Genomic DNA, 26,437 nt, shown 5'->3' on the forward strand with positions numbered 1-26,437 from the left:
GTAATAGTTGACCATATTTTCGAAGTAAAGAACTTACTTTCCATGAAAGAATATGATATATCTTGTACATACGCACATCCGTTCCTAGCATGTTATACTGAGGGAATAAAGTGCCAAGGCGCTTTCTGATATATCGATGACAAAGGAGAATAGCCATGGCTATTAAAAATGAAGCCGAGCTGTACGCTCCCTTGAAGGCTTTTTTCAAACTGCACGGATATGATATCAAAGGCGAAGTACGCAACTGTGATATGGTCGGCATGAAAGAGGGCTTGGCCGAACCTCTTATCGTAGAAATGAAGAAAACATTTAATCTTGCACTACTGCTTCAGGGCCTAGAACGCCTGAAAATGAGCTCCCATGTATATTTAGCCGTTGAAAAAAGCAGAGCCAAAAAAGGAGCAGTTAACCAGCGCTGGTCTGAAATAAGTAACTTGTGCCGAAAGCTCGGACTCGGACTGATCACGGTTACTTTTTATAAGACCAAAGCTCCCTTCGTTGAAGTGCTATGTCAACCCGGTGAAGGAAATAGAAGAGAGCGAAATTCACCAAGAAAGCGGGAACGGCTGTTGGTAGAATTTCGTGAACGCAGCGGAGATTATAACACGGGGGGTGTTACGAGGGCCAAACTGGTAACCGCTTATAGAGAGAAGACACTGCGCGTTGCAGCGGCTCTCCAGCAGTTGAGCATGGCTGAGAACCATTCTGATCTCCCCTCTTCTAATTCAGAATCCAGTTGTACTCCCGAAAATCATAAACCTAAGGCAAAAACTCCACCCAAACCAGGCGTTACACCAGCAGCAATCAGAAACTTAAGTGGGATTGGTAATGTAGCCTCGATGCTTCAACAAAATTACTACGGATGGTTCTCACGTGTGGCCCGTGGACGCTATATTCTTACAGATGCAGGATTGCAGGCATTACAGGACTATGCATCCGTTTTGGAAGTTCCCCCCATCCCTGGTGCCTTGCCTGCATCTTATACAAGTGAATGATCATACCCATAAACATAATCGTTGTTATTAGACAAAAAGGGGCTGCCTCATGATTGAACTTAACTCCAATTGCTAAACATGCTTAACAATTGGACGCCGTTCTTTATTGAGGTCAGCCCCGTATTTTTAAGTTAAAGGTTTTGCTAAAGTCACTAGTTACGAGCAGTGAACTCTAGAACCGCTTCACTGATCAGATTCATTCCAAGCAGCAGCTCATCTCTTCCAGGATGCGTAAAGTTTAGCCGTATACACTCACTAGCTTCATCAGTCGGTGAACACATAGAACCTGGAAGAAAACTGACACCCTTTTGCATGGAGCGCTTGAGGAGCGCATCCCCATTCAGTCCTGCTGGCAGTCGTACCCACAGGAACATACCCCCGCAAGGAACCTCATAAGTCGTATCTTTCCACGCACTACGTTTGAGCAGCTCAACCATAAGCTTCAACCGCGTTCCATATTCCCTGTTAAGCATCAGAATATGATCGTCATAATTAAATGGTTTTGACACGAGCATTTGATGCAGGAGCCTCTGATTTAACATACTGGACTGCCAATCCGCCATTTGCTTAACAGCTGTCATCATCTCAATAATCTGGCGGTTCCCCGCTGCCCATCCTGTTCGTAAGGCAGGAGCGATGGTTTTGCTAAATGATCCAACATATAAGACATGCTCCCCTTGCTTCTCTTCTAAGGAAATAAGCGATGGAAGCTGTTTCGGGGAGTTGCCTCCTTGGGGAAAATACAGATCCCCTAATGAATCATCTTCAACGATCAGTAATTGATATGCCGTACACAATCGCAATACTTCTTTTCGGCGCTCTAGGCTCCATAAGACTCCTGTAGGATTCGTAAAATTAGGCGCAGCCATCAATAGCTTCGGTCGATGCTCCTTGATAAGCAACTCCAAAGAGTCGGGCAAAATCCCATCCTTGTCTCCTTCTACTGGAACAATTCGTGCACCTTGCAGCTTAAGCACTTGAAGAAGTCCGGGAGAAGTCGGATTCTCAACAAGAACACAATCTCCATGATCTACATACACCCTGACGAATAAATCGAGTGCCTGCTGAGTGCCTGTAGTCAGCAAAATCTGCTCCGATGATAGGTTCAGCTTCTTACGACGGTTCCAATCACGGCTGAGCCATTCACGCAAAAGGCCATCTCCTCCTGCCTCCCCATACTGAAGGGAACGCCGATCTGCATGCAATACATTACTGGCAGCCTCAGCGAGTGACGAAAGAGGGAATAACTCCTCCGCAGGAAGTTCTTCAGCCAGAGAAATAAAAGAATCCCGCTTCGCAAATTCTCTAAGACTGCGCAGCGGGGAAGACATCAGGGTCTTTGCACGGGAAGCAAAGGAATACTGCACCCGCAATCCCTCCTTCTAACCGTTATAAAAACCTCCGGTTTATTCCAGGCAGCCTCTTAAAAGTATTCCTGGTCCTTCACCATTATAACTTATGTTTATATTTTAAGCATACATTTGACGCCCTTGATGGGTGTACAGCGCATACTTCTCAATGGCCTGAGCTCTCGTGTTTACACCAAGCTTCACATATATTTTGCGAAGATAATTATCGATAGAACGGCGACTCACTTCAATTTCAAGAGCGATTTTGTCATAGGTAATCCCTTGAACAATGCGCTCCATGATGAATGTTTCCGTCTCGGACAGCGGGAGGCCGCCCTCGTTCATCGCAGTAGAATTCAGTGGCCATATGGCTTGCTTAATCCAATCCAGTGGAAGTGTAGTAACCCCTTCACGAAGTCCCGCGATCATATGCATGAGCTGAAAAGGAGATGCTCCTTTGGATAATAAACCGCTTGCCCCTCTGCTAATCAATGCTTGCATTAAAAATAACCCATCATTATCCGTCATGACAATAATATGAGATTCCGGTGAACTAAGCTTCATCTGCTCTAGTACCGTTTCGGCAGTCATGTCCGGAAGTCGGTAATCTAACATGACAAGATCAGGCTGTATCTCTCCAACTACTTTAATCCCTTCTTGAGCCGATGAGACCATACTAAGCACACTCAACTTCTTCTCTTCTTCCAAAATCAATTTGGTTCCCAGCATACTCGTAGGATGACTTCCTACTATTACTACTCGCCAAACCTGATTCATGATCCTTTAACCCCCTGTTTCTACTGGCTATAATAGAGTCAAGCATAGTCATTCTTAAAAATTATGTAACATCATGAAGAATAAGACGCGAAGTTACGTTGTTTGCCGCTCTATGATCCCGCTTAAAGTTTTCAAATTGGAAAATAGGTTAAGTAATGCTAGAGGCTTAGACCCGGGCAGGATAACATGGCAAACGACTTATGTGTATCTCTTTTGGTAAAGAAATCTATACAAATTGTATCCCACTTTCGTCGTTATAAGCAATCTATTTTTGATATTTAAGAGATGTTTTTTCGTCTTTGCGTAATTAATTTTACCATGATAGAATGATTACTGGAAAAAATGATAGGAATTTCAAGGAGTGATGAAATGCCAAGGTTGGAAACAGAGACAATACCTACTTATCCATCCCGGGAATCTGCTTCCCGTAAAGGGCCAAAAGCAAGATGGTTTTGGATGTTTTGGTTTATATTTATTGCGCTAGGGGTTTTTGCAGCTTATTCATACAGCAATCATCTAAAAGAAGAGATGGTTACACAATTGCAACACGACACTCAAGCAGAACTAGCCGCTCTAAAGACTCAATATGACCTTCGTTTTAATGAGTTATCCCAGCAGATGAACGAAATGCAGAGTAAGGTCGAGTCCTTCAATGAACTTCTTACCTTCACGAAGGACCAAGCCAGTGGCAAAACGGATAATAGCAATAAGCTATATAGTCAGCTGAATGAAGTGAAAAAGGAGCTTAAAAAGCTACAACAAAACATGGAGCTGCTGAAGTGAGAACACTGAGCCGAATGACACCCAAACAGGTTAATCGGTTGTTCATGCTTGCCATTGCGCCCTTTATCGGTGTAACACTCTGTATTTGGCTTTTATCCGAGCCTCCTCATCTTCAGTTGGATGCTTCTGTTTATACACCGGATGTCGAATTGTCAGAAGAAACAAAGATCATCGTTCAAGGTTTGGATACAGCTGCTCTTACAGTGGACAAGACAGTTGCTTCTATTGAAAAAACCGGTAGGCTGTACCAGCAAACAACCCAAACGATGAATAGCATACTTAAGAGCACCGAAGTACAAGCTTTAGTACCTGAACGCATATATAACCGGAGAATCTCAACCAAGCTGGGTGCTGCAATCGAGAGAGTAAACAGTGACCGAATTACCATAGAGCTTTTCAAGGTAAATCCCGGAACATATCACGGTTATGCAATGAAGGTGAAACTTAAAGATCCGAACGCCATGACGATGTCACTAGGTAGAGATAAGGTCGGTTCTGTTGAAACGACACTGCAGGCCGTAAACCGATTTGGTGCAGTCGCTGGAATAAATGCTGGAGGATATGCAGATGGTAATGACGGAAGATATCCTTTAAGCACAACCTTTATTGACGGAAAGTACATCAACGGCTTTCAAGCGAGCTTTAAAGATCTGGCCTTCGTAGGCCTGAACAATAAAGGCCAGCTGATCGGAGGTAAATTCCGAAACCAACAAGAACTTGATCGGCTTGATCCCAAATTCGGAGCTACCTTCGTACCTGTGTTGATAAAAAACGGTAAGAAAATGCCGATTCCAACGAAATGGAAAACATCACCTGCCCGAGCCCCAAGAACCATCATTGCCAATTATAAAGACGATCAACTGCTTATTATCGTCACTGAAGGATATGATGAAAAAGGTAATTCCGGCGCAACCTTGCAAGAGCTGCAAAATAAACTCATTCACCTTGGTGTAAAAGACGCATATAACCTGGATGGCGGAGGCTCTTCTTCCCTAATTCTGAATGGGAGAGTTGTAAACAAGCCTTCAGATGGAAGGTTGCGTCCTGTACCTACGCACTTTTTGTTTTTTAAATAATGATAATCCTGCATAATTCTGTGATTTACTTCATATCCTCATTTATTTTTCCACTAAGGATAGGTATAATAAGGAAGAGCATAGCAGGAGGTGGCGTTAATGTCTTTCTCTTTAACTTTTTGGATCGTCGCATTGGTTTTGGCTCTGTATATGGTCGGTATTCTAACTGCCTCGTACAATGACGATAAAACCAAAGGCCTGTAAAGGCGCAGCTTCCTCTTGATGGGGAAGCTTTTTTCTTTCCTATATTCAGATAACAAAAAAGCACCGCATGTAGCGGCGCTTATTCGTACTTCGTTATCCATGTCTTGAAAGTTGATTCATCTCAGACATGCACTGTACGCATATATAACGTTCTTTAAACTCGCTTACTCCATCCATGGATCCGCAAAAGACACATTTGGGACGGTAGCGTTCCAAAATAATATGGTCACCCTGTACAAGGATCTCTACAGGATCGCCCTCGTTCATTTGATATCTCTTACGCAGTGATTTGGGCAGGACGATTCTCCCCAGCTGATCCACCTTACGTACAACACCAGCAGGTTTCATAACAATAGTACACCTCTCCGTTCAACAAGTAATGTCTATACATTTCCCAGATGCATGATAAATTGGGCCTAGTAGAATAGTTCGATAAAAAGTTGTCGAATCCTGCTAGTTTTCAAGAATTTATTAGTTTTTTTACTTTTCGGCTCCATATTATAGGTAAAGCGTCTGATAAAATGTAACGAACAGTATACTTTATCCTATTCCATATTTGGAAAATCGAGTTGGCGAAGTGCCTCATAAACAATAATGGCTGCTGAATTTGAAAGATTCAAAGAGCGTACCTTGTCCGTCATCGGCATACGAATACATGTCTCCGGATTCGCAGCCAGCAGTTCAGGAGGGAGCCCCTTTGTCTCTTTGCCGAAAACAAGAAAATCCCCGTCACGGAAGGAGATATCCGAATATCTCTTTTCCGATTTGGTTGAAGCATAGAAATAACGTCCATCTGGATACAGGGCCTGTAGCTCCTCAAAAGAATCATGATATTCGATATGAACAGCGTACCAATAGTCCAGCCCTGCACGCTTTAATGTTTTGTCATCCGTGTTAAAGCCCAGTGGGCGTACCAAGTGCAGATGTGTGCCCGTCGCGGCACAAGTTCTAGCGATGTTTCCCGTATTAGCCGGTATTTCAGGCTCCACAAGTACAATATGTAATGCCATGTTGTAACAATCCACCCTTTTCATCTTTTTTTCTATTATAACTTAAAATGTCCATTTCATTGCAATGAGATGCCCTTCATGCGTATGAAGACGCTCCGTGTACGAATCGTTCCTACCATCGCTGTTGCTTGTCTGAAATCGATTCGTTCCCTCCGCTTGGTCTCCACTCGCACACAATTGGCTCAAGGAGATGCTATTGATCAAATACACAAAATGACGGCGCACGGATCGTATCCGATGCGCCGTCATATTCTATATTTCACATTGAACTGTTTTCAAGGCTAAATTGAACCTTATTATTAACACGCTCTTGTACCAATGTTATCCGTGAGTCTGTTTAAAATGCTCCATGAAATCAACAAGTGCTTTACAGCTTTCCATTGGAACTGCGTTATAAATAGATGCTCGCAGGCCGCCAACACTACGGTGACCCTTCAGACCAACAAAACCTTCTTTTTCGGAAGCCTTAATAAATGCCTTTTCAAGCTCCTCTGATTCCAAACGGAAGGTAACGTTCATATCGGAACGGCTGGCTGCATCTACACAACCACGATAGAAGCCTCCACTGCCGTCAATCGCATTATAGAGAAGTCCTGCTTTTTCACGGTTCTGAACTTGAATGCCTTCCAGACCTCCACGTTCCTGAATCCATCTAAGCACTTCATTAATCATATATATACCAAAGGATGGAGGAGTATTGTACAGTGAGTCGTTACTTGTATGAGTGCTATAACGAAGCATCGTTGGAAGATGTTTCGGTGAATTCGTGATCATATCTTCTCTTGCAATCACTACCGTTACACCAGATGGACCCAGGTTCTTCTGAGCTCCGGCGTATATCATACCGAATTGATTCACATCAAGCGGCCGGCTCAAAATATCGCTCGACATATCGCAGATCAAAGGTACCGATCCCGTATTAGGAAATTGCTTAAATTGAATTCCGCCGATCGTTTCATTAGAAGTCATATGAAGGTAGGCAGGATTGTCAGATAACGAAATGTCATCTAGATTAGGCAGAGACATGAAATTATCAGCCTCGGAAGAAGCAGCAATATGCGTATCACCGATCAATTTCGATTCTTTTACCGCTTTTTCGGCCCAGCTGCCGGTCAAGACGTAGTTAGCCTGCTGTCCTTGGCCTAGAAAGTTCATCGGAACCATAGCAAACTGGGTGCTGGCTCCACCTTGAAGAAAGAGTACTTTGTATCCTTTAGGATTTCCTAACAAGGAAAGCAATCTCTCCTGTGCTTCTGTATGTACCGATTCGTAAATGGCTCCACGATGAGACATTTCCATGATGGACATGCCGCTCTCCCTGAAATCAACAAATTCCGATTGTGCTCTTTCCAGGACTTCCAGCGGCAGTGCGGCCGGACCTGCGTTAAAGTTATAAGCTCTTCTGTTCAAACGACTCTCCACCCTTTCTTTCTCTATTCATTAAATATTATCGCATATCATAGCAATATTCGGGAAGTGCGGCAAGTGCTTTTTTCTCTATTTAAAGACATGAAGCTAGGATTGATCATATTTTCACAAACGGCATAAAGGAGTGTCCCAGGTCACCAGACCTTTCAGGACACTCCTTCTTCTTATCTATTAACATTAAATATCATAGTAGAGAGAGAACTCGTGTGGATGTACCCGGATGGATACCGCTTTAGCTTCTCCACGTTTCATTTCAATAAAATTATCGAGGAATTCTTTTGTAAACACGCCGCCTTCAGTCAGGAATTCACAATCCGCTTGCAGCGCATCAAGCGCTTCATCCAGTGATCCTGGAACGCTACGAATTTCTTTCTTCTCTGAATCGGACAACTCATAAATATTTTTATCAAACGGCCCGTAACCTAATGCTACAGGATCAATCTTGCGTTTGATACCATCCAGACCTGCCATAAGCATTGCTGAGAACGCGAGATAAGGGTTAGCTGTGGAGTCTGGAGTACGGAATTCAATACGGCAGCCCTTAGGTGTTACAGCGGCTACCGGGATCCGGATTGCAGCCGAACGATTACCTTTGGAGAATACAAGGTTAACTGGTGCTTCATACCCAGGAACCAAGCGTTTAAAAGAGTTGGTACTTGGATTCGTCAGTGCAATCAAAGCTGGAGCATGATACAAAATCCCGCCGATATAATGCATGGCCATCTCGCTTAAGTTAGCATATGCGCCTTTTTCGTAGAAGAGTGGAGTATCCCCATTGAAGATGGATTGATGAACGTGCATCCCACTTCCGTTATCTCCAAACAAAGGCTTGGGCATAAAGGTTGCCGTCTTACCATACTTGCGTGCCGTATTATGAACGATATATTTGTAGATGAGCAGGTTATCTGCTGTTTTCTTAAGTGTATCGAAACGGAAGTTAATTTCAGCTTGACCTGCTGTAGCTACTTCATGGTGATGGCGTTCTACCCTTAGACCTGCGTCATTTAGTAGTCGGCACATTTCACTACGAATATCCTGTTGTGTGTCCACAGGAGCAACCGGAACATAACCGCCTTTGACCCCAATCTTGAATCCTAAATTTCCGCCCTCTTCGTTACGATTCGTGTTCCATGCCGCTTCTTCTGACTCAACGACATAAGTGGAACTGTTCATCTTACTTTCATAACGAACCTCGTCAAACAGGAAGAATTCCGATTCAGGTGCGAAGAACGCCGCAGTGCCCACTCCACTGTCTTGGAGAAACTGTTCTGCACGCTCTGCAATTCCGCGTGGATCCCGTTCATATGCTTCACCATCTGGTGTATAGATATTGCTCATAATGTTCAGTGTTGGATGTGCTGTAAATGGATCGATGTAACAAGTATCGGAATCTGGCATCATGACCATATCCGATTCTTCAATCCCTCGGAAACCTGCAATGGAAGAACCGTCAAAAGCTACACCATTTACGAAAGTCTCTGCATCCACCTCGGATGCTGGTAGCGTAATATGATGAACACGCCCTGCTAAATCTACAAAACGAAAATCAACCCACTCAATGTTGTTCTCTTGAATTGTTTGCAATATTTTCTCTACTGACATGTCTGTCCCTCCCGAATTCCGAACATTCTAGACATTAACACCACTAAATGTTCACGTTATTTCGTTTTCTTTCAATCATTATATTCTGGAGGGATATGCATCGTCAATGATGATGTAAGGTATTTTACGTATTCATGTCATATTATCTAACATATATGTTCTTTTGTGCAAATAAAAGCAGGCCACCCCTGGATTAACCATTGAGCAGCCTGCTTTTTTTGCATATTATACCCGTTGAAATTCTACAGTTGGAGCTTTATCGGTATTAAAAGTTTTACCCACAATCGGAGCAAGTTTCTCCAGATCTTTAAGCAGCTCAGCAAACTGATCAGGGAACAAAGATTGAACGCCATCACCCGTCATGGAGTTATCCGGATCTGTATGCATTTCGATAATAAGTCCGTCTGCTCCTGCAGCAACCGAAGCTTTTGACATCGGCTCTACAAGCTCACGACGTCCAGTTCCGTGACTTGGATCCGAAATTACTGGAAGGTGGCTTAATTGTTGCAGCACTGGGATCGCCGACAAATCCAGTGTGTTCCGAGTGTATGACTCGAATGTCCGGATACCACGTTCGCACAACATCACATTTGGATTTCCGCCCGCAAGAATATATTCCGCAGCATTCAGAAACTCATCATAGGTTGAGCTAAAGCCACGCTTTAGTAAAACAGGTTTTCCGCAAGTGCCTAGTTTACGTAATAGATCGAAGTTCTGCATATTCCTTGTTCCCACTTGTAAAATATCAGCATATTCAGCACAGATATCTACATATTCGGGGGTCATCACTTCCGTAATCGTAAGCAGGCCATGCTTCTTTCCTGCTTCAGCCATCATAATAAGTCCTTCCACACCAATTCCTTGGAAGCTATAAGGTCCTGTCCGTGGCTTAAATGCACCACCACGAAGGACCTGCGCGCCAGCAGCTTTAACTAATTTAGCGATTTCATCAATTTGCTCTGCAGATTCAACCGCGCATGGACCACCCATAACAACAAGGTTGCCGCCACCAATCTTAACACCTTTAATATCGATGATGGTATCTTCCGGATGAAAATCTCTACTTGCCAACTTGTAAGACTTCGAAATTTTCACAACATTCTCTACACCCTTCATTTGACGTAGATGCTCTGAAAGTTTCGGGTTAACACTACCAATAAGACCAATGACGGTTCTGTCAGTGCCTCTCGAGATATGGACTTGAAGCCCTTCTTTCTCAATTTCTGCTACGATTTGATTGAATTGTTCCTCTGGAATTTGATTCGATGTAATGACGATCATATATACAACCTTCTTTCTAATTATTATATTTTGAGTTTATAGATTCGACTTCACTTTCGCGCTTGTTCGCTTTTAAGCTTTTATGCTTTTATGCTTTTATTCGATAAAGCAACTATACAAAATATTTCCCCGCTCGTCAAGCCCAATTGATGGATTGCAAAGCGGGGAACTACTCAGAATAACAACAATGCCTCTTATAATAAGATTACGCGCCCTTAATACGACCTTCTGAAGTTTGCCGTTTGACCAAAGGTAGGATGATTCTAACTGTCGTTCCTATTCCCGGACGGCTAAACAGGATGACGCCGTACTCCGCACCATAATGCAGTTTGATCCGCTGATCAACATTCTTCACGCCATATCCTGCATTCCTTAATTCTTGTGCGCCTATAATATCTCTATTCATACCAGCAGGGAAACCGACACCGTTGTCGATAATTCTAAACTCCAAATAATCGTCTTCTACTCTTCCTTTTATTCGAATATGAATGGAATCTCCCATCCAAGCATGCTCCAACACGTTCTCGATAAAAGGTTGCAATATCAGCTTCACAGTCTCATAACGCACAACCTCTGGATCAATGTCATACTGAACCTGCATCCGGCTTTCATATTTGATTTTTTGGATGTCAATATACGCCTGAGCCTGCTCCAATTCACTTTTTACAGGAATTACGTTCCGACCTTCATTAAGGGATAGCCGATAAAACTTGGCTAGATCCATAACCATCCGCTGTAATTTGTCCAGTTCACCAAATTTAGCTAAGCGGCTGATCGATGACAGTGTATTATATAAAAAATGGGGGTTGATCTGTGAATGCAGCGACTCTAATTCTGCCTCTTTTTTCTGTAAATCGGCTAAATAAACCTCTTGAATTAACCGCCCAATATTACTACCCATCTCATTCAGAGCTGAGGCGATTTTCTTGAACTCATCATTACCTTTAAAATGGATTCGTTTGTGAAACTCCCCTTCCTGAAAGGAGTCTACCACCATTACAATTTTTGATACACGCTTTCCGAAATACCTGGAAACAATCACACTTACAAAAAAGAATAGAATGATACAAACCAAACAAATGAATAACGTCAGGTTACGAACCTTATGAGCATCCTTCTCCACAAGATTAGCCGGTACGAAGGCAACAAGCTCCATGTCTAACCCCGGAAGTGTGTCCCTAATGATCAGGTCATCCTCATTTTTGCTAATCTGGTTTATCATCTTCATTTCCGGTACATCATTTGTTCCAGATGAAATAATAACATTACTCTTAAGATCCGAAATATAGAGGTTTGTCCCCTCCCCTATCTTTTGAAAATCCACGCCGTCAAACAAATCCGATAACGCTACGCTGATCCGCATAAATCCAATTTCCTCAAACGGATAAACTTCCCCTCCAACATCAATCACCCGGCGAAGTAATGAAATTCGCCCATATTTATGATCATCTTCAATTTGACGCCATTGAAGAGTCGTCCCATAGACCTCCTCGGCTGGAAAATTGATATACCAATCTTTATCGATCAGCCTCTTGTACTGAAATATATCGTATAATCTCGCTGGAATATCTAGTGGATCTTTATTGTCATAGACATTATACACTTCTGGAAATGTATCGTTTTTCAGGTACATAGATAGCCACATCCGCCGATTTGCGGTTTCTACAGCAGTTTGAAATTTAGGCATGAGCACATTTGTCATCGAGTCATAGCTTTTCCAACCCTTTTCGTATTGGCGAAGCACTCTAGCTAAATGTTCATCAAAATAAAGCATATCCGATATACGTTTTGTATCCTCCATTTTGAATGCGATGTTATTCTTCATCTGATGCAGGGTTCCTTGAATGATGCTACGTGTCTGTTCTCTCATCGATTCGACGTATACCCGATTAGCAACGTTACCTACGATGAGGACAGCAATCATGATGAGAATACAATATGATATCATTAATTTGTATCCAAACGGTAACTGCTTTATTTTGGGTTTTGCCCACATCTCATTTTTAACCCCCTGAATGTTCTATCAAGAATGAGTCCGTCGGTATTCCAGTGGGGTCATCCCGTACGTATCTTTGAATTGACGACTGAAATAAGGGAGATATTGATATCCCGTTTGTGAAGCGATTTCATATATTTTAAGCTTGGTATGGATTAACAAGTCTCTTGCTTTCTCCATACGCATCGCAATGACATAATCACTAAAATTAAGCCCTGTTTCCTCTTTGAAAATAACCCCTAAATAATTGGGAGAGAATGAAAACCGATTAGCGATATCTCTGAGTGTAATATTCTCATGAAGTCGGCCTCTTACATCTTCCATAATCTCTTCAATCAAGCGACCATTCTTGGAATGTTTTTTGTTATGAAGATGCTCCGATATTTGAAGAACCTTTCTACGCAGCCATGAGAATATATCATCTATTGTTTCAAATTGAAGCAATATGTCTAGGTTTTTAAATTCCATACCTAATATTTTAAATAAATCCTCATTAATTGTATGTAAATGTTCATCGAGTTTGAGAATGATATACATCGCAAAATTACGGATAGTAAACTTGGAACGCAAACTGGATGCAAGCAACAGCATCGCTTCTAACTCATCGTGAATTCGGACTAACTCATAATTTGTCATGGCGCTTAGTAATGCATCGAGGCGAATATATATGTTTTCAGCATCCTTTATATCCTCTGAAGGTACATCACCATACGGTATCCATTTCCCTTTCCCATGAAACATTTTATAATCGAGTGCTGCAACCGCTTGCAGGTAAGAAGAGTGCAAATCCTTGATATGACTAGCGGCATTGCTGATTCCGACCGTTACGGAAAAGGGGAATTCCAATTTTAATTGTTCCAAGATTTTAATAATAGTAGATCGCTCAGAATGTTCATCCAGCAGGATCGCTGTTCTCATATCCGTTACTTTGCACACATGCTCAATAAAGTGCTCAGCAAGAAGTGTATGTAAGCGGGAGAAGAAGGCATCGGTCATATTCCTTTTCCCGTTCTCGTCAACGTGATTAAACTGCCAAGATACATCGTCAAGTTCCAATAAAGCAATATAAGCCGGCCAAACAATCTCATCCAGATGATATTCCTTGTTTAGTACATCTAAAGGTACAACTTCATATGGTTTTTCCAGTAATTGAAGAAGATATTGATTTTTAAAGATCGGTACCATCTGCTGGTATGCAAGCTCTGTCTTTTGTTGTTCTAGATCACGGTCTAACTCGTGGCGAACTTTAATTAAAGCATCTATTAATTCCTTATCGTCCATAGGTTTCAATACATAACTGCAGGCATTTAGGGCAATAGCTTGTTTTACATACCCGAAGTCCTGATAACCACTCACAAATATGATTCGAAGATTTTCCTGTGCAGCGAGTGCTCTTTGGGCTAACTCAAGTCCCGTCATATTAGGCATCCGGATATCTGTTACTAAAATATCGACATGCTGCTGCTCCAACACTTCACATGCTGCAAATCCGTTATTCACGCTATCTACAACCGACATACTAAGAGACTCCCATGGTATGAATTGTTTCATACCTTCCAAGTCTAGAACTTCATCATCAGCTAGTAATACTTTATACATAAGACTATCCCCCCTCGAAAAACCCTAAGGGCATACTGCAAAAAGCAGTACACCCATTAGTTGCTAAGGAATTGACTAAATTAATTCCCTGCCATTTTTTTGAGATTTTCTTGCCATTTTTGCGTCTTGAATTCTAGTAATTTGGCATATCCGGCGGATTGTGCATCAGCTTCTGCTTTATCTAGAATAGCAATAACTTCTGCGTCGTCTTTCGCATAAAGAGCTTTTGCTCTTGTTTCCAAGTAGATATCTTCGACACGTTGACGAATAATACCTTCTTCACTGTCCGGCATCGGATCCAAGTTGATGAATTCGGTTGCATTAGCTTGTGTCTTCCAAGTGATCTCATACTGCCAGCGTGTAGACCAGTTACGCTCTTCTTCTGGCAATGTGCTTTCATACTTCGCCTTGGCTTGGTCAATATAAACGGTGTTTCCGTTCCATTGAAGATTCGTTGTGGTCGATTGCAATTTAGCTAAGCCTTCAGCATCGGTTGTATATTTTTCAGTGAATTTCGGAGTCACTCCATCTTCCTCAAGTCCATCCCAATATCCGCCTTCTGGTCCCCACATCTGAATACGTTGTCCTTCAGGACCTGTATACCAATCGAGGAAAGCGAAAATTGCTTCTGGATCCTTCGCTGCTTTTGTAATTACGCTTACGTTCCAACCTAGTTGTGTGTATGTGCCCGGGAAAATTTTGTTCTTGTCGAGACCTTCTTTGTGAATCGGCCAGATCATGAAATAACCTGCATCTGGATCATTCTTAGTCAACAACTCATGTCCGTTCATCGCATAATCTGTAGGGCTGGAAGCAGCATATACAGCAACTCTGCCCGTGTTCAGCTTCTCTTTAACCTGATCTGCTGTTTGGGTCATCGCGTCCTGAGATATCAACTTTTCACGGAAAAGTTTAGCTGTGTATTGCATGGACTCCCGGAAAGTTGGATCCGTAAAGATCGAAGTCAACTTGTCGCCCTGTGGTACACCACGGATACTGAGCCAACGACTTAGCGTATTTTCGCCAAATGCCGTGTACAGAACATCCAAACCTTGACCGTCTTTCGCTAAATGCGGATCGAATGGAACCACATTCGGATACTTTTCTTTAACCATGACAAGGTAATTGTACAAATCATCGGTTGTCTCCAGTTTTGGAGATCCCAACTCTTCATAGATTTTCTTGTTCACAACATAACCAGCGTTACCGTTTGGTTGGTTCGTGTACCAGTTCGGGAATTGATACAACTTGCCGTCCTCGGCACGAAGCATATTGATCCCTGCTTCTCCGAGCCATTCCTTTAAATTCGGATATTTATCAAGATACTCGTCAAATGGAACAAGCATACCTGCTTGGCGCAGCTTTTCTACATCTGATCCACGTTCCATCCAGATGACATCTGGCAATGAATTGGAGGCAATCATTGTATTGAATTTTTGAGCTGCATTACCACCAGAATGAACAGGCGTGACATTAACCTTCATCTCATCCTTAATCCATTTTGATGCTTCATCTCCACCCCACTGAGGCATGGTATACCAATCATAATGACCATAGAATGAAAATTCCAATGGTTGTTCACCTACAACAAACTTACTCTCTGTTTGCGGAGTTTCAGGTGTTTTAGGCTCTTCAGTGGCTGTTTTCCCACCACTACCACTAGAACATCCTGCAAGTAGAACTGCACCTGCAACCAATGCTGCCATTGTTGACGTCAATGTTCTTTTCTTTAATCGCATCTCTCTGTTTCCCCTCTCGTCACTTCAATGGTTTTTATGTAAAAGCCGCAGCTTAAACATCGAACATGAGATCAATCCTACTCTTTCAAGGAACCTACCAGAACGCCTTTAACGAAGTACTTTTGGACAAAAGGATACACCATAATGATAGGCAATGTGGCAACCATCATTGTAGCCATCGATAATGACTTCGATGAGACACTTTGCATTTTCTGAAGCTGTCCCTGTGCTGCTGAATCCATGTTTCCGATCTGATCGGATACGATATTCGAATTGAGAATCTGCTTCAGCATCGTTTGAATCGGCATCAGATTCTCATTGTTGATATAAATACTAGGCATAAACCAGTCATTCCAATGGTTAACTGCTGTGAATAAGGACAATGTAGCGATAACCGGACCTGATAGCGGAAGCACGATTCTAAAGAACGTCCCCCAGTTACCACAGCCATCGATTTTAGCCGACTCTTCCAAACCACCGGGAAGTCCCTGGAAAAATGTTTTGAATATGATCATATTCCAGACACTAACCAGTGACGGAATGATAAACACCCAGAAGGAATCCATCAATCCCAGGCTGCGAATCAATAGGAAGCTTGGAATGAGTCCACCACTGAAATACATCGTAATAATACACATAATCATATAGAACTTACGGCCGATCATTTCTCTTTTCGTCATACCATAAGCAAATATCGCAGTAACAATAATTGATGATACAGTACCTACAACAGTTCTCATCACCGAAATATAAAACCCGTTCAACAGGCGCTCATCATTGAATACGATGGCATAGTTCTCAAGTGTAAAATCTCTAGGCCAAAATGTGATACCACCAAGCGCTGTATCAGAACCTGTGTTAAATGAGATCACTGCAGCGTTCCAAAACGGATAAAATGTTGAAAATGCCAGCAAACCCAGCAGGATATAAATGATGATGACCATTAATCGGTCTCCGAAACCTAGACGTACCAAGATAAACCGCTCCTTTCATCTAGAGGCTTAAGTTCTACCATAAGCTGTTTCCTGATTTACGCGCAACGAAGTTCGCTATGGTTAAAAGCCCTACGCTGATCACGGCTTTGAACAACCCGACTGCGGTCGCATATGAGAACCTGGAGTTTTGGATACCGACTCGATAGACGTATGTATCAATAACATCTGATACTTCACGCAGAACCGGGTTCACCCCGAGGAGCAAGATGTCTTCGAAACCGGCAGTAAGCAGGTTACCAATGGCAAGAATCATAAAGATCGTCACTACCGGCATAATGGATGGAAGAGTAATCGTGAAAATCTGCCGGAGTTTACTAGCGCCATCCATATCGGCTGCTTCATACATATGTGGATCAATTCCTGCTACAGCAGCTAAATACACGATGGATGAGAAACCAATCTCTTTCCAGACCCCTGTCGTTACAAGAATCCCCCAGAAGTATTCAGGTATCGATAGAAAGCTTACGGGTTCGTCGATGAGATTGAGTTTTTCCAGTAACATATTGATACTTCCGTTATCTGTAGACAACAGAGACATTGCGAATCCAGCGACAATGACCCACGATAGAAAGTGCGGCAGATAACTGACTGTTTGTACAATCCGCTTGAACCCCATATGTCTAATCTCATTCAGCATCAGAGCAAGCAAGATCGGAGCGGGAAACCCTATGAAAAATTTCAATAGACTGATCACAATTGTGTTTCGCATAACATTCGAAAATTCTGGAGATTCAAAGAACATTTCAAAATGCTTTAATCCGACCCATGGACTCTCCGCCATACCACCAAATAAGTTGTAATCCTGAAATGCCATTAACACGCCATACATCGGAATGTAACTGAAGATTAAGATGAGCAGTAACGCCGGAATCACCATTAATTGTATGTCCCACTGCTTAAATAACCGGATCAGGATGTTGTTTTGTTTCCGTTTTGGAATACGTTCTCTCAAAGCGGATCTCTGAGCCATTTCTGTTCCTCCCCCGTCTAGTATCTATTATGCTTCTAATTCTAGCGGAGTGATTTAGCACTTACTATTTGTCTAATCAACTAAAAATGATAATAAACAATCGAAAGTTAAAACGCTTTCAACTAGAAACCTCCTGACAATGCAAAAAAATAACCCGCAGCGACTTCCGCCTGCGGGTTATTATAATGTCTCATAATGATACTTATAACGATGCCGAAACAGTTAGTTGGATGAGGAGCTAGTTTTTGTTTTAACTGGAGGAAGTAGCTTACTCATGTTAACTGTTCTCTTAATCTCCCATGTTTCCGGTTGATCATGTTCATATTGTTCCAAATATGCAATAACTTCCTTCGTGATTGGTGTTGGGGTTGAAGCGCCGGATGTAACAGCAACCTTGCTGACCCCTTCAAACCATTCCCGTTTCAACTCTGTGACATCACCGATTCTGTGAGCAGGTACACCTGCAATCTCTTCAGAAACCTGGGCAAGCCGGTTCGAGTTATTACTGCGCGGGTCACCTACTACAATGACAAGATCAGCCTGACCTGCCTGCTCAGCTACCGCTTCTTGACGAACCTGAGTAGCAAGACATATCTCATTATGAATCTCAGCACCTGGGAACTTTTCCAGAAGGCGCTTCATTATATGTTTGATGTCCCACTGGCTCATTGTCGTTTGATTGGTAATGATAATTCGACTTGCATCTACATCCAGTTTATCAATTTCTTCTTCCTTCTCGATCAGATGGACATGTTCCGGAGCAACTCCGATAGCACCTTCTGGCTCAGGATGTCCTTTCTTACCGATATAAATCACTGCATATCCGTCCGCGACCTTCTCTCTGATCAGATCATGGGTCTTCGTTACATCTGGACAAGTTGCATCCAGTGTAGTCAGCCCCTTGTCGCGCGCTAATTTACGTACTTCCGGAGAAACCCCGTGAGCTGTAAATATAACGGTTCCTTTATCGACCTGCTGTAGAATTTCCATCCGGTTCGGTCCATCGAGCGTAATAATTCCTTCGTCTTCAAAGGACTGCGTAACATGACTGTTATGAACAATCATACCTAATATATATATAGGCCGAGGAAGATCCAAATTATTAGCTGCCTGCCGTGCCAGCACCATTGCATCGACAACGCCGTAACAGTAACCACGCGGCGATATTTTGATCACTTCCATGGGTCTTCACCTGCTTTCTAAGCAATAAAATCACAATCCTACTCATTATAACCCTATTCCAGTGGTGGAGCAAAAATAATAGGGAGCCAGACGATGAATGTACTGCCTTCTCCGCGCTTCGTGACGACTTCAACAGAGCCATTATGCATATCAATAATATATTTGGCGATGGACAGACCAAGACCCGTCCCTTCAGTAACTCCTCTGGACTGATCAGCCCGATAGAATCGTTCAAAGATGTGCGGAATTTCATCCTTATCCATTCCGATTCCTGTATCCGAGATTCGAATTCCGATTTGTCCCTTATATAGGATTACATCTAGGCGTACCTCGCCTTCTGGCGTGTATTTAAAGCCATTTTCTATAAAAATAAATAGCATCTGCTGCAAATAATCACGATTTCCTACCACATATACTCCATTGAGCGAACGTAAATCGCCAACATGCCACTCCGCTGTTTTCGGGAGAAATTTTGCCCGTCTGGCAACCTCTTCGATAAGAGGCTGAAGCGCAATAGGTTCCTTCTCAAAGGTCTGCCCTGTGTCTGCACGGGCAAGAGAGAGCATATCAGATACCAAACGGCTCATCCGTTTCGCCTCATCCGCGATATCCCCAACGGCCTCAATCGATATTTGGCGTATGGTTTCCTCATCTAGATCCGGTCGATCTGATGGAGAGGAGGTCCACATTTTATGAAGTAAGTCCACATTTCCCCGGATGGTCGTAAGCGGTGTTCTCAGCTCATGAGAAGCATCCGAGACAAATCTACGCTGGGCGGCATAGGCATCCTCGAGCTCTTTATAGAACCCCTCGGTCCTCGCAATCATGCCGTTAAATGTTCCGATAAGCCTTCCGATCTCATCCTGCGGACCGTCATACTCTATCCTTACACTAAGATCTGTTCCCTTCTGGATCTGATTCGCCGCATCGGCCACCTTCTGAATCGGCTTCATCGATTTTCGGGCCAAGAATAGGCCAAGCGTTGAAGCGATGATCAGAGTCGCCAAAGATCCCGTAATCAGGATGGAGCGCAGTCTATTGAGTGTATTCTCAGCCGTTCCTGTATAGGTACCTACCTGAAGCCAGCCAACAATCTCATTCGTATTTTCTGTAGTAACAAAGTCTTGATATACAAAGAACGGATAACCGCCAACATTCATTTTCTTAAACCCGCGATCTTTTACGGCTTTCGATGGAGCAGACATCTCGAATTCAAGACCTCTTAGCCTCATATTGTCGGATTTCCAAGTCAGCTGATTGTGATACGTATAAATCTGAACATAAATATCAGCTTCCTCCATACGCTGTTTAGATGTTCGGTCTGGGGTAACATAAGCTAAACTTCCATCCTCACTAATGGTTAGCACCGGTTTTATTCTGTTGTACTGCTGCATAATCTTTGTCTTCATCTCATCGTAAGTATACAAATGAACGAATCCATATACAGCGATGCTAAATACGAGCAGCGTGATGAAAAGGATGCCGGAATACCACGCTGTAAGCCGCCAACGTATCGACATGCTACTGATCTCCTCTTAGGATATATCCTGCCCCACGGATCGTCTGAATTAGCCGTTTTCCACCTTGATCCTCCGTTTTTTGACGCAGCATGGCGATATAAACTTCGAGCACATTCGATTCGCCGCTATAATCATAACCCCAAATTTTATCCATGATTAAGTCTCGCGAAAGCACCCGCTTCGGATTCATCATAAACAGATGAAGCAATTCGAACTCCTTCGCAGTCAGTTCCAATCTTCTTCCATTTCTTGTGACTTCTCGCGCATCGGTATCCATGACCAAATCTTCATAGACCAATTTTTGATTCCCTGACTCAACACCCGATTTGCGTCTTAGAAGAGCACGCACCCGAGCAAGCAGTTCTTCAAGCGCGAATGGTTTCACCAAATAGTCATCTGCACCTATGTCCAGACCCTTGACCCTGTTCTCTACCTCATCTTTAGCGGTAAGCATTAATACCGGAACCTTGCTACCGCCTTCCCTTAATCTACGCAGTGCTTCAAAACCATCCACTTGCGGCATCATAACATCAAGTATAACGACATCAGGTTCTTCATTTAAGACCATTCTTAAGCCCTCGGCACCGTTTGAAGCCGTATGTACATCATATCCTTCAAAGGCCAAGCCTCTTCGCAGCATAGAAATGATCTTCTCATCATCATCAACGATTAATATCCGGGATCGCATATTGGTATCTCCTCTTATTATTGTATCATTACTCTCATAACCCCATTATATCCATGCCTCAGAGAACAGCACAAGCGGAAGGGACTCTCCCTTCCGCTTGTCGCCTTGTTTACATATTACTAGTGTTGTTATTACTGGTCAGAAAGATCAAATTCGTTCTTGTCACCAATCGTTAACGGAAGATCGATCTTTTTCCCGTTGCGGACAACATTCAACGTGATCTTATCGCCGACCTTTTTTGATTGAATAAATTCAATCAAATCTTGTGCAGTAGCATATTTTGTTCCATCGATACCAGTCACAATATCATACTGGCGAAGATCTGCCTCATAAGCCGGGGAACGGAACACTACGCTGTCAACGAAGGAGCCTTCCGTTACATCGGTACCCAGCTGCTGAGACACCTGCGGCGTCAAGGTTATCAGACCCGCTCCAATGAACGGAATTGGATCTTTTGGAACCTCTTCATTGTTCTTCAGATAGTCCAGAACTTCGATAATCGTAGAGGAAGGAATAGCGAAGCCAATACCTTGGGCATCCGAGCTGACTGCCACGTTCATTCCAATAACCTTACCCTCCAGGTTAAGAAGTGGTCCACCGGAGTTTCCGGGATTAATCGAAGCATCGGTTTGCAGTAGATGTTCATAATTACGATCTTCCTCGCCATTCGTACCTTGGATATCAATCTCACGTTCCTTGGAACTCAAGACACCTGCTGTTACAGTGTGTTCGAATCCTTGCGGGTTACCGATAGCAACGAGCCATTCGCCAACCTTTAGATCATCTGAATTACCAAGCTCTACATATGGGAAATCTTTATTATCTTCGATTTTAAGTACAGCTAAATCAAGCTCATAACTGGAACCGAGCAATTTAGCCTCATAAGGCTTTTTGTTATCTTGCAGGGTTACCTGGATAACGTCTGCTCCGTGTATAACGTGTTCATTCGTTAGAATGTAACCCGATTTATCAAAGATAAATCCAGACCCGATTCCTGAGGGCTGCAGCTGTGTCGAATCTTGATTGCTTTCATTGTTGTTATTGTTTCCGTTGCTTCTATTCGACTGATCACCGAAGAAGTAACGGAACAAAGGATCATCCATATTCGAGCTGCTCTGTCCGCTATTGCTGTTAACAAGCGTTTCGATCAACACCACCGCAGGACTTGCTTGATCTACGACAGATGAGACATCTCCAGTTTGAGATGGTATTTGAGCCGATGTTGTCGTAGTGTTACCCTTATCCTCTCCTGACGCAAGAGCTGATTTTACCTCTTCATTCCCTGTTGCTTCTGAAGTCAAAGCCGTGTCCGGAGTAAATAGATTCGTTCTATCTGCTGTAAACATAAGAACGGTAATCACGAGCATACCTGCTAGGAAAGAAAGGAGCACTGTTTTAACCGAACTCTTAGGTTTCTTGCTGTAATTCCATTGTCCGCTGTTAGAGTTTTTCTCTGGATGAGATCCGCCTCTGCTGCCCCCATCACCTTGACCTCCAGCAGAATAGGTTCGAGAAGGAACTGGTCTTACCGGCTCCGGAGCAGTAACCTCCACTTCAACCGGTTCACGCCGTTTATAAGATTCCTGAACTTCATTCCGTTCTTCCTCATCACTAATAGACTTAAACGGACCGTAAGAATAATAATAAGAAGAGTTGTCCGAAGACGAATCTTGTTGTCGCTGAGATTCGTTCTTTAGATCTTGGTCTTCATCTTTTTGACCGAACCGATTTCTTTGATCGTCCATACCCTTACCTCCTATTAGATCACTTGTTCAACAACAAGTGGTTTAATAATTTATCTGCTCTTATTGTGTACTATAAACCTTAATGACACCTTAAAAACAATTAAATGTAAGATAAAAACGAAAGAAATCGGTTGAATTTTATTCAACTAACTAACTAACTAACTAACTAATATCAGTTCGTCTTAACCCATCCTTTTCTATGCGCAAAGATCGCAAGCTGTGTACGATCATCTAATTCGCATTTCATCAGCAAATTACTAACATGTGTTTTGACCGTTTTAATGCTGATATGAAGTTCTTCTCCAATCTCTTTGTTGCTCTTTCCTTCTGCTATAAGTAGCAGAACTTCTTTCTCGCGTTCTGTAAGTCCTGCGTGATCACCCTGGACCATATGTTGACGGATTCCCCGGGTTAGTGCCTCCGAGACATCCTTGGTCATGACAGGCATTCCCCGAAAAGCACCCTGCAGAGCATAAATAAGCTCATCTGCTGATACGGTTTTCAGGACATAACTTACCGCACCCGCTTCAACACATTCCACCACAAGGTTATCTTCTAAAAAGCTAGTAAGAATAACTATTTTCTGATTAGGAAATTCACTCATTACCGCCCGTGTCGTTTCAGCCCCATTCATAACTGGCATCATTAGATCCATTAATATTAAATCAGGCGCTTGCTCATGGTTCCTTAGATATTCGAGAACTTCCATTCCATTGGACGCTTCACCGATCACCTCAAAAGACGGCTCTAGAGATAAATACGTTTTTAAACCCATCCGGACCATATCGTGATCATCAACAAGTAGTATTTTAATGACACTCATTTTAATCTTTCCCCCTAATCCTCAGATAATTCTCTACTACCAGCTCGAACCGTATCATCAGACATTGCTTCGTCTTCTTCCGAATTTTCAAACAGTGGTATATGTACGCGTATGGTTGTTCCTGCACCCCTGCGGCTTATAATGTCGACTTGACCACCTAACTTTTCAGCCCGTTCACGCATTGTGGACAAGCCGTACGAGCCCTGTCTCTGCGTCATTTCATCAAAGCCCTGGCCATCATCACTTATGCTTAACACAACTCGTTTATGTTCCTCATGAAGTGACATACTCACAAGGCTCGCCTTGGCATGTTTAACGATGTTAGCCACTGCTTCTTGGATGATTAGAAAAAGCTGATGCTCTATTGCCTCGGATATACCTCCTTGCAACTCAACATCTTTCATACCCTTTAATGCGTTCTGACGGCAATAATCAGGAAACCAGCGCTCCAAAGCTTCTTCTAGGGTCCTTCCTTCAAGTTCAACAGGACGTAATTGGGCAATTAAAGCTCTCATCTGTTTCTGGGCTATATGTGACATCGAGATTAACTGTTCTAGAACCTTATCACCATGCTCCGGATTTTTACGCATCACACCAGGCAGGGATGAAGCAGACATATGTATCGCGAATAACTGCTGACTAACCGTATCATGTAAATCTCTAGCCATACGCCTGCGTTCCTCCAGAACGGCAGCTTCCGCAGCAATTTCCTTCTCAATAACGTCCTGTTCACCAAGACGCTGAAGCAGCTTCATTTTTTTCTCAAGTGCTTCGGTCATATCATTAAATTCTCCATATACACGAGCAAAGGAAGCATCTTCCGCAGCAGGCATTCGCACCGTAAGATTTCCTTTAGCAACCTGTAGCATATTCAAATGCAGCAAATCCAGCGGTCTTTGAATACGCTGCCCGGCAATATAGCCTGCGATTCCTGTAAACAGAACAATACCGACCGTGTAAAACACCCACAGCCGGTTGTCCTCAATAATGATGTAATCTCCCTCGTCCGCAACATACAGAAATATAGCCACTGCGGCACCAATCAATAAGAAGTAAAGCATGATCACCCATTTTGTATTTTTTATAAAACTCATACAGTTACCCTACCTTGTTCACTTTGACATCGCCAATAAAAACGCTAATGTGGATACGAAGTTTTTTACCTGTTTCTCTATAATGTGGACTTTCCAAGTCAGCATTGCTCATGAAACCGCTCCGCTTCTCTCCCAGCACAGACATATCGCCAATAAATGAATTGGTTGACACATAGACACCCAGATCCGAATCATTGGGAACGAACACCTTTACGTCACCGATAAATGCCGAAATATTGATCTTCGTTTCACCATATGGAATTTGCGCCTTGGTTAAGTCAAGCACCGTATCTCCAATAAACTGCGAGATGTTGGTCGGCTTTAATGTGAAATAATCATTCCCCATGTGTACATCTCCGATGAAGGCCGATTTATTGACCGTCTCACCTTGACCCCAGCCTTGTCCGTGTCCACCATGTCTGTGTTTATGTGTGTGTTCATGGTTGTGTTCATGCTTGTGTTCATGCTTGTGTTCATTCCAGTTATCTTTCCAACGTACCTTCCAAGGATCTTCACTCTCTTTCCGGCGAGACTCTTCACGAATAAGCTCAGGTTCAGGTTTATTCTCTTGTTCAAGGTCTGTCTTCTTTCCAAATGTCCGCTCAAACATCTCATCAAGTGAAGATTCCAAATTAGTTGCTTCTGGCACCTCAGGGCTATCCTCGACTGTAACATATTCTTCTCTTTTACTGTGTATTGGCGGTCCAGGAGGTTTTTGATTCTTCGGCTTAAATATAACGGTCAAACCAAAACCAATTAACAATAAAGGAACCGAATATTTAACCAACTCTCTAAACGAAAAATCAATAAAATCCAGGTTGCGGCCTAGAAAATATACACCAATGATCAGGGGTACGACCGATCCCCATAATGCTCCACTCAAATCCGGACGATTTATCAAACCCTGTAGGCCAACCCATATGAGAATGACCGGCCAAAACGTGGAAATAAGATGGCCCAAGCTCACATCAATAATACCCATCTGCTGCAATATAAAGTATACCCCGACGCCAATAAGCAGAAGTCCACCTGACAGTTGGTTCCATCCTCTTCGATTCATGTGCATCCCCTTGCTTTCCATTCATATTTATCCTTTGACTACAGTGTACAACAAGAGTTACTTTGCGAATAGCGGCGGTGGGATGAAACATGCATCAGTCTCGAGACCGAGGGGATTGGGTTTTTATGTATATTTTATTGGGATCTAAAAAAAGCCCCCGCAATGCTCTGCGGAGGCCTTTGTTCATACTGACTTAAAAGCAAACTAGCGGTTTGCTCTTTTATTAGTTGTGCTGCTTTCTTCAGCGAACTCAGCATCAAACTTTTCGTTTGGCGTCTTGTAGTTCTCCTTTACTTTCTGGGAGCCCTGTTGAGCGCCGCCAACTACGCTGTTCTCTTCAGCAAACTCAGCATTAAACTTTTCGTTTGGTGTTTTGTAGTTTTCCTGCACTTTGTTTTTCTTGGCCACGGTATTCACCTCCCTGTCCACAATACCATCATCCTCTTCGGGGAACCGAAAACGCCTCCCCGAAGAATAGTATGCGAAGGACAGCGGGGCATTATTCGAACAAATTGCTGATT

24 protein-coding genes are annotated in these 26,437 nt (G+C 42.9%); 4 read left to right on the forward strand and 20 right to left on the reverse strand.

Features of this window, described 5'->3' with window-relative positions:
- Window positions 1-155: 155 nt before the first annotated feature.
- Window positions 156-995, forward strand: a complete 840-nt coding sequence (locus ACFQV5_RS19470) for a DUF2161 family putative PD-(D/E)XK-type phosphodiesterase (RefSeq protein ID WP_379249072.1) — start codon at window positions 156-158, stop codon at window positions 993-995.
- A gap of 152 nt (window positions 996-1,147) precedes the next feature.
- On the opposite strand, the gene ACFQV5_RS19475 is transcribed toward ACFQV5_RS19470, so the two are convergent.
- Both ACFQV5_RS19475 and ACFQV5_RS19480 read right to left on the reverse strand, forming a co-directional pair.
- Window positions 1,148-2,362: an aminotransferase-like domain-containing protein gene (locus ACFQV5_RS19475; protein ID WP_379249073.1), complete on the reverse strand. Its 1,215-nt coding sequence runs from the start codon at window positions 2,360-2,362 to the stop codon at window positions 1,148-1,150.
- A gap of 102 nt (window positions 2,363-2,464) precedes the next feature.
- The gene (locus ACFQV5_RS19480; RefSeq protein ID WP_379249074.1) at window positions 2,465-3,121 is read right to left on the reverse strand and encodes a response regulator; all 657 of its coding nucleotides are present in this window, start codon (window positions 3,119-3,121) and stop codon (window positions 2,465-2,467) included.
- Window positions 3,122-3,490: 369 nt separating this feature from the next.
- Between ACFQV5_RS19480 and ACFQV5_RS19485 the strand changes: the two genes are divergently transcribed.
- Together ACFQV5_RS19485 and ACFQV5_RS19490 are read left to right on the forward strand one after the other, a co-directional pair.
- The gene (locus ACFQV5_RS19485) at window positions 3,491-3,904 is read left to right on the forward strand and encodes a hypothetical protein (RefSeq protein WP_379249075.1); all 414 of its coding nucleotides are present in this window, start codon (window positions 3,491-3,493) and stop codon (window positions 3,902-3,904) included.
- A gap of 14 nt (window positions 3,905-3,918) precedes the next feature.
- Complete coding sequence (locus ACFQV5_RS19490; protein ID WP_379249456.1) at window positions 3,919-4,980, forward strand: phosphodiester glycosidase family protein; 1,062 nt, start codon at window positions 3,919-3,921, stop codon at window positions 4,978-4,980.
- 297 nt (window positions 4,981-5,277) lie between these two features.
- Here the strand turns inward: ACFQV5_RS19490 and ACFQV5_RS19495 are convergent, their stop codons facing one another.
- Window positions 5,278-5,532, reverse strand: a complete 255-nt coding sequence (locus ACFQV5_RS19495) for an AbrB/MazE/SpoVT family DNA-binding domain-containing protein (RefSeq protein ID WP_379249076.1) — start codon at window positions 5,530-5,532, stop codon at window positions 5,278-5,280.
- 197 nt (window positions 5,533-5,729) lie between these two features.
- Window positions 5,730-6,194 (reverse strand): tRNA (uridine(34)/cytosine(34)/5-carboxymethylaminomethyluridine(34)-2'-O)-methyltransferase TrmL, encoded by a 465-nt coding sequence (gene trmL, locus ACFQV5_RS19500; protein ID WP_379249077.1) that lies wholly within the window; start codon window positions 6,192-6,194, stop codon window positions 5,730-5,732.
- 78 nt (window positions 6,195-6,272) lie between these two features.
- Here trmL and ACFQV5_RS19505 point away from each other — a divergent pair, with 78 nt between their 5' ends.
- Window positions 6,273-6,479 (forward strand): hypothetical protein, encoded by a 207-nt coding sequence (locus tag ACFQV5_RS19505; protein ID WP_379249078.1) that lies wholly within the window; start codon window positions 6,273-6,275, stop codon window positions 6,477-6,479.
- A 36-nt stretch (window positions 6,480-6,515) separates the two neighbouring features.
- Here the strand turns inward: ACFQV5_RS19505 and serC are convergent, their stop codons facing one another.
- The 16 genes from serC to ACFQV5_RS19585 form a co-directional block, all read right to left on the reverse strand.
- The gene (gene serC, locus ACFQV5_RS19510; protein WP_379249079.1) at window positions 6,516-7,604 is read right to left on the reverse strand and encodes a 3-phosphoserine/phosphohydroxythreonine transaminase; all 1,089 of its coding nucleotides are present in this window, start codon (window positions 7,602-7,604) and stop codon (window positions 6,516-6,518) included.
- Window positions 7,605-7,799: 195 nt separating this feature from the next.
- The gene (gene glnA / locus ACFQV5_RS19515; RefSeq protein WP_379249081.1) at window positions 7,800-9,224 is read right to left on the reverse strand and encodes a type I glutamate--ammonia ligase; all 1,425 of its coding nucleotides are present in this window, start codon (window positions 9,222-9,224) and stop codon (window positions 7,800-7,802) included.
- Between the two features lie 225 nt (window positions 9,225-9,449).
- The gene (aroF, locus tag ACFQV5_RS19520) at window positions 9,450-10,505 is read right to left on the reverse strand and encodes a 3-deoxy-7-phosphoheptulonate synthase (RefSeq protein WP_379249083.1); all 1,056 of its coding nucleotides are present in this window, start codon (window positions 10,503-10,505) and stop codon (window positions 9,450-9,452) included.
- A gap of 205 nt (window positions 10,506-10,710) precedes the next feature.
- Entirely contained in the window at window positions 10,711-12,501 is a 1,791-nt protein-coding gene (locus ACFQV5_RS19525) for a cache domain-containing sensor histidine kinase (RefSeq protein WP_379249085.1), read from the reverse strand.
- A 27-nt stretch (window positions 12,502-12,528) separates the two neighbouring features.
- A complete protein-coding gene (locus tag ACFQV5_RS19530) occupies window positions 12,529-14,100 on the reverse strand; it encodes a response regulator (RefSeq protein ID WP_379249087.1) in 1,572 nt (523 codons plus the stop codon).
- An 80-nt stretch (window positions 14,101-14,180) separates the two neighbouring features.
- Window positions 14,181-15,839 (reverse strand): extracellular solute-binding protein, encoded by a 1,659-nt coding sequence (locus ACFQV5_RS19535; RefSeq protein ID WP_379249089.1) that lies wholly within the window; start codon window positions 15,837-15,839, stop codon window positions 14,181-14,183.
- A 77-nt stretch (window positions 15,840-15,916) separates the two neighbouring features.
- A complete protein-coding gene (locus ACFQV5_RS19540; protein WP_379249091.1) occupies window positions 15,917-16,813 on the reverse strand; it encodes a carbohydrate ABC transporter permease in 897 nt (298 codons plus the stop codon).
- Between the two features lie 34 nt (window positions 16,814-16,847).
- Window positions 16,848-17,804 carry an ABC transporter permease gene (locus tag ACFQV5_RS19545; protein WP_379249093.1) on the reverse strand — a complete coding sequence of 319 codons (957 nt, stop codon included), beginning with the start codon at window positions 17,802-17,804 and terminating at the stop codon, window positions 16,848-16,850.
- Window positions 17,805-18,026: 222 nt separating this feature from the next.
- Window positions 18,027-18,986 carry a 4-hydroxy-3-methylbut-2-enyl diphosphate reductase gene (locus ACFQV5_RS19550; protein ID WP_379249095.1) on the reverse strand — a complete coding sequence of 320 codons (960 nt, stop codon included), beginning with the start codon at window positions 18,984-18,986 and terminating at the stop codon, window positions 18,027-18,029.
- A 53-nt stretch (window positions 18,987-19,039) separates the two neighbouring features.
- Window positions 19,040-20,506, reverse strand: coding sequence for a sensor histidine kinase (locus tag ACFQV5_RS19555; protein WP_379249097.1), 1,467 nt, complete (start codon window positions 20,504-20,506; stop codon window positions 19,040-19,042).
- A gap of 1 nt (window position 20,507) precedes the next feature.
- The gene (locus tag ACFQV5_RS19560; RefSeq protein WP_379249099.1) at window positions 20,508-21,194 is read right to left on the reverse strand and encodes a response regulator transcription factor; all 687 of its coding nucleotides are present in this window, start codon (window positions 21,192-21,194) and stop codon (window positions 20,508-20,510) included.
- 131 nt (window positions 21,195-21,325) lie between these two features.
- Window positions 21,326-22,939 carry a S1C family serine protease gene (locus ACFQV5_RS19565; RefSeq protein WP_379249101.1) on the reverse strand — a complete coding sequence of 538 codons (1,614 nt, stop codon included), beginning with the start codon at window positions 22,937-22,939 and terminating at the stop codon, window positions 21,326-21,328.
- A 172-nt stretch (window positions 22,940-23,111) separates the two neighbouring features.
- Complete coding sequence (locus ACFQV5_RS19570; protein WP_379249103.1) at window positions 23,112-23,762, reverse strand: response regulator; 651 nt, start codon at window positions 23,760-23,762, stop codon at window positions 23,112-23,114.
- A 14-nt stretch (window positions 23,763-23,776) separates the two neighbouring features.
- The gene (locus ACFQV5_RS19575; protein ID WP_379249104.1) at window positions 23,777-24,856 is read right to left on the reverse strand and encodes a sensor histidine kinase; all 1,080 of its coding nucleotides are present in this window, start codon (window positions 24,854-24,856) and stop codon (window positions 23,777-23,779) included.
- Window positions 24,857-24,860: 4 nt separating this feature from the next.
- Window positions 24,861-25,922 (reverse strand): cell wall-active antibiotics response protein LiaF, encoded by a 1,062-nt coding sequence (gene liaF / locus ACFQV5_RS19580; RefSeq protein WP_483874808.1) that lies wholly within the window; start codon window positions 25,920-25,922, stop codon window positions 24,861-24,863.
- 198 nt (window positions 25,923-26,120) lie between these two features.
- Window positions 26,121-26,324, reverse strand: coding sequence for a hypothetical protein (locus ACFQV5_RS19585; protein WP_379249108.1), 204 nt, complete (start codon window positions 26,322-26,324; stop codon window positions 26,121-26,123).
- Window positions 26,325-26,437 lie beyond the last annotated feature (113 nt).

Source organism: Paenibacillus sp. GCM10028914 (assembly GCF_042666275.1).
Classification (GTDB): domain Bacteria; phylum Bacillota; class Bacilli; order Paenibacillales; family Paenibacillaceae; genus Paenibacillus_AQ.

Coding starts and splice junctions, on each gene's coding strand:
- ACFQV5_RS19470 (WP_379249072.1), top strand. CDS start 156: ATGGCTATTAAAAATGAAGCCGAGCTGTACGCTCCCTTGAAGGCTTTT.
- ACFQV5_RS19480 (WP_379249074.1), bottom strand. CDS start 3,121: ATGAATCAGGTTTGGCGAGTAGTAATAGTAGGAAGTCATCCTACGAGT.
- ACFQV5_RS19485 (WP_379249075.1), top strand. CDS start 3,491: ATGCCAAGGTTGGAAACAGAGACAATACCTACTTATCCATCCCGGGAA.
- ACFQV5_RS19490 (WP_379249456.1), top strand. CDS start 3,919: ATGACACCCAAACAGGTTAATCGGTTGTTCATGCTTGCCATTGCGCCC.
- ACFQV5_RS19495 (WP_379249076.1), bottom strand. CDS start 5,532: ATGAAACCTGCTGGTGTTGTACGTAAGGTGGATCAGCTGGGGAGAATC.
- trmL (WP_379249077.1), bottom strand. CDS start 6,194: ATGGCATTACATATTGTACTTGTGGAGCCTGAAATACCGGCTAATACG.
- ACFQV5_RS19505 (WP_379249078.1), top strand. CDS start 6,273: ATGCGTATGAAGACGCTCCGTGTACGAATCGTTCCTACCATCGCTGTT.
- glnA (WP_379249081.1), bottom strand. CDS start 9,224: ATGTCAGTAGAGAAAATATTGCAAACAATTCAAGAGAACAACATTGAG.
- aroF (WP_379249083.1), bottom strand. CDS start 10,505: ATGATCGTCATTACATCGAATCAAATTCCAGAGGAACAATTCAATCAA.
- ACFQV5_RS19525 (WP_379249085.1), bottom strand. CDS start 12,501: ATGTGGGCAAAACCCAAAATAAAGCAGTTACCGTTTGGATACAAATTA.
- ACFQV5_RS19530 (WP_379249087.1), bottom strand. CDS start 14,100: ATGTATAAAGTATTACTAGCTGATGATGAAGTTCTAGACTTGGAAGGT.
- ACFQV5_RS19535 (WP_379249089.1), bottom strand. CDS start 15,839: ATGCGATTAAAGAAAAGAACATTGACGTCAACAATGGCAGCATTGGTT.
- ACFQV5_RS19545 (WP_379249093.1), bottom strand. CDS start 17,804: ATGGCTCAGAGATCCGCTTTGAGAGAACGTATTCCAAAACGGAAACAA.
- ACFQV5_RS19550 (WP_379249095.1), bottom strand. CDS start 18,986: ATGGAAGTGATCAAAATATCGCCGCGTGGTTACTGTTACGGCGTTGTC.
- ACFQV5_RS19555 (WP_379249097.1), bottom strand. CDS start 20,506: ATGTCGATACGTTGGCGGCTTACAGCGTGGTATTCCGGCATCCTTTTC.
- ACFQV5_RS19560 (WP_379249099.1), bottom strand. CDS start 21,194: ATGCGATCCCGGATATTAATCGTTGATGATGATGAGAAGATCATTTCT.
- ACFQV5_RS19565 (WP_379249101.1), bottom strand. CDS start 22,939: ATGGACGATCAAAGAAATCGGTTCGGTCAAAAAGATGAAGACCAAGAT.
- ACFQV5_RS19570 (WP_379249103.1), bottom strand. CDS start 23,762: ATGAGTGTCATTAAAATACTACTTGTTGATGATCACGATATGGTCCGG.
- ACFQV5_RS19575 (WP_379249104.1), bottom strand. CDS start 24,856: ATGAGTTTTATAAAAAATACAAAATGGGTGATCATGCTTTACTTCTTA.
- liaF (WP_483874808.1), bottom strand. CDS start 25,922: ATGCACATGAATCGAAGAGGATGGAACCAACTGTCAGGTGGACTTCTG.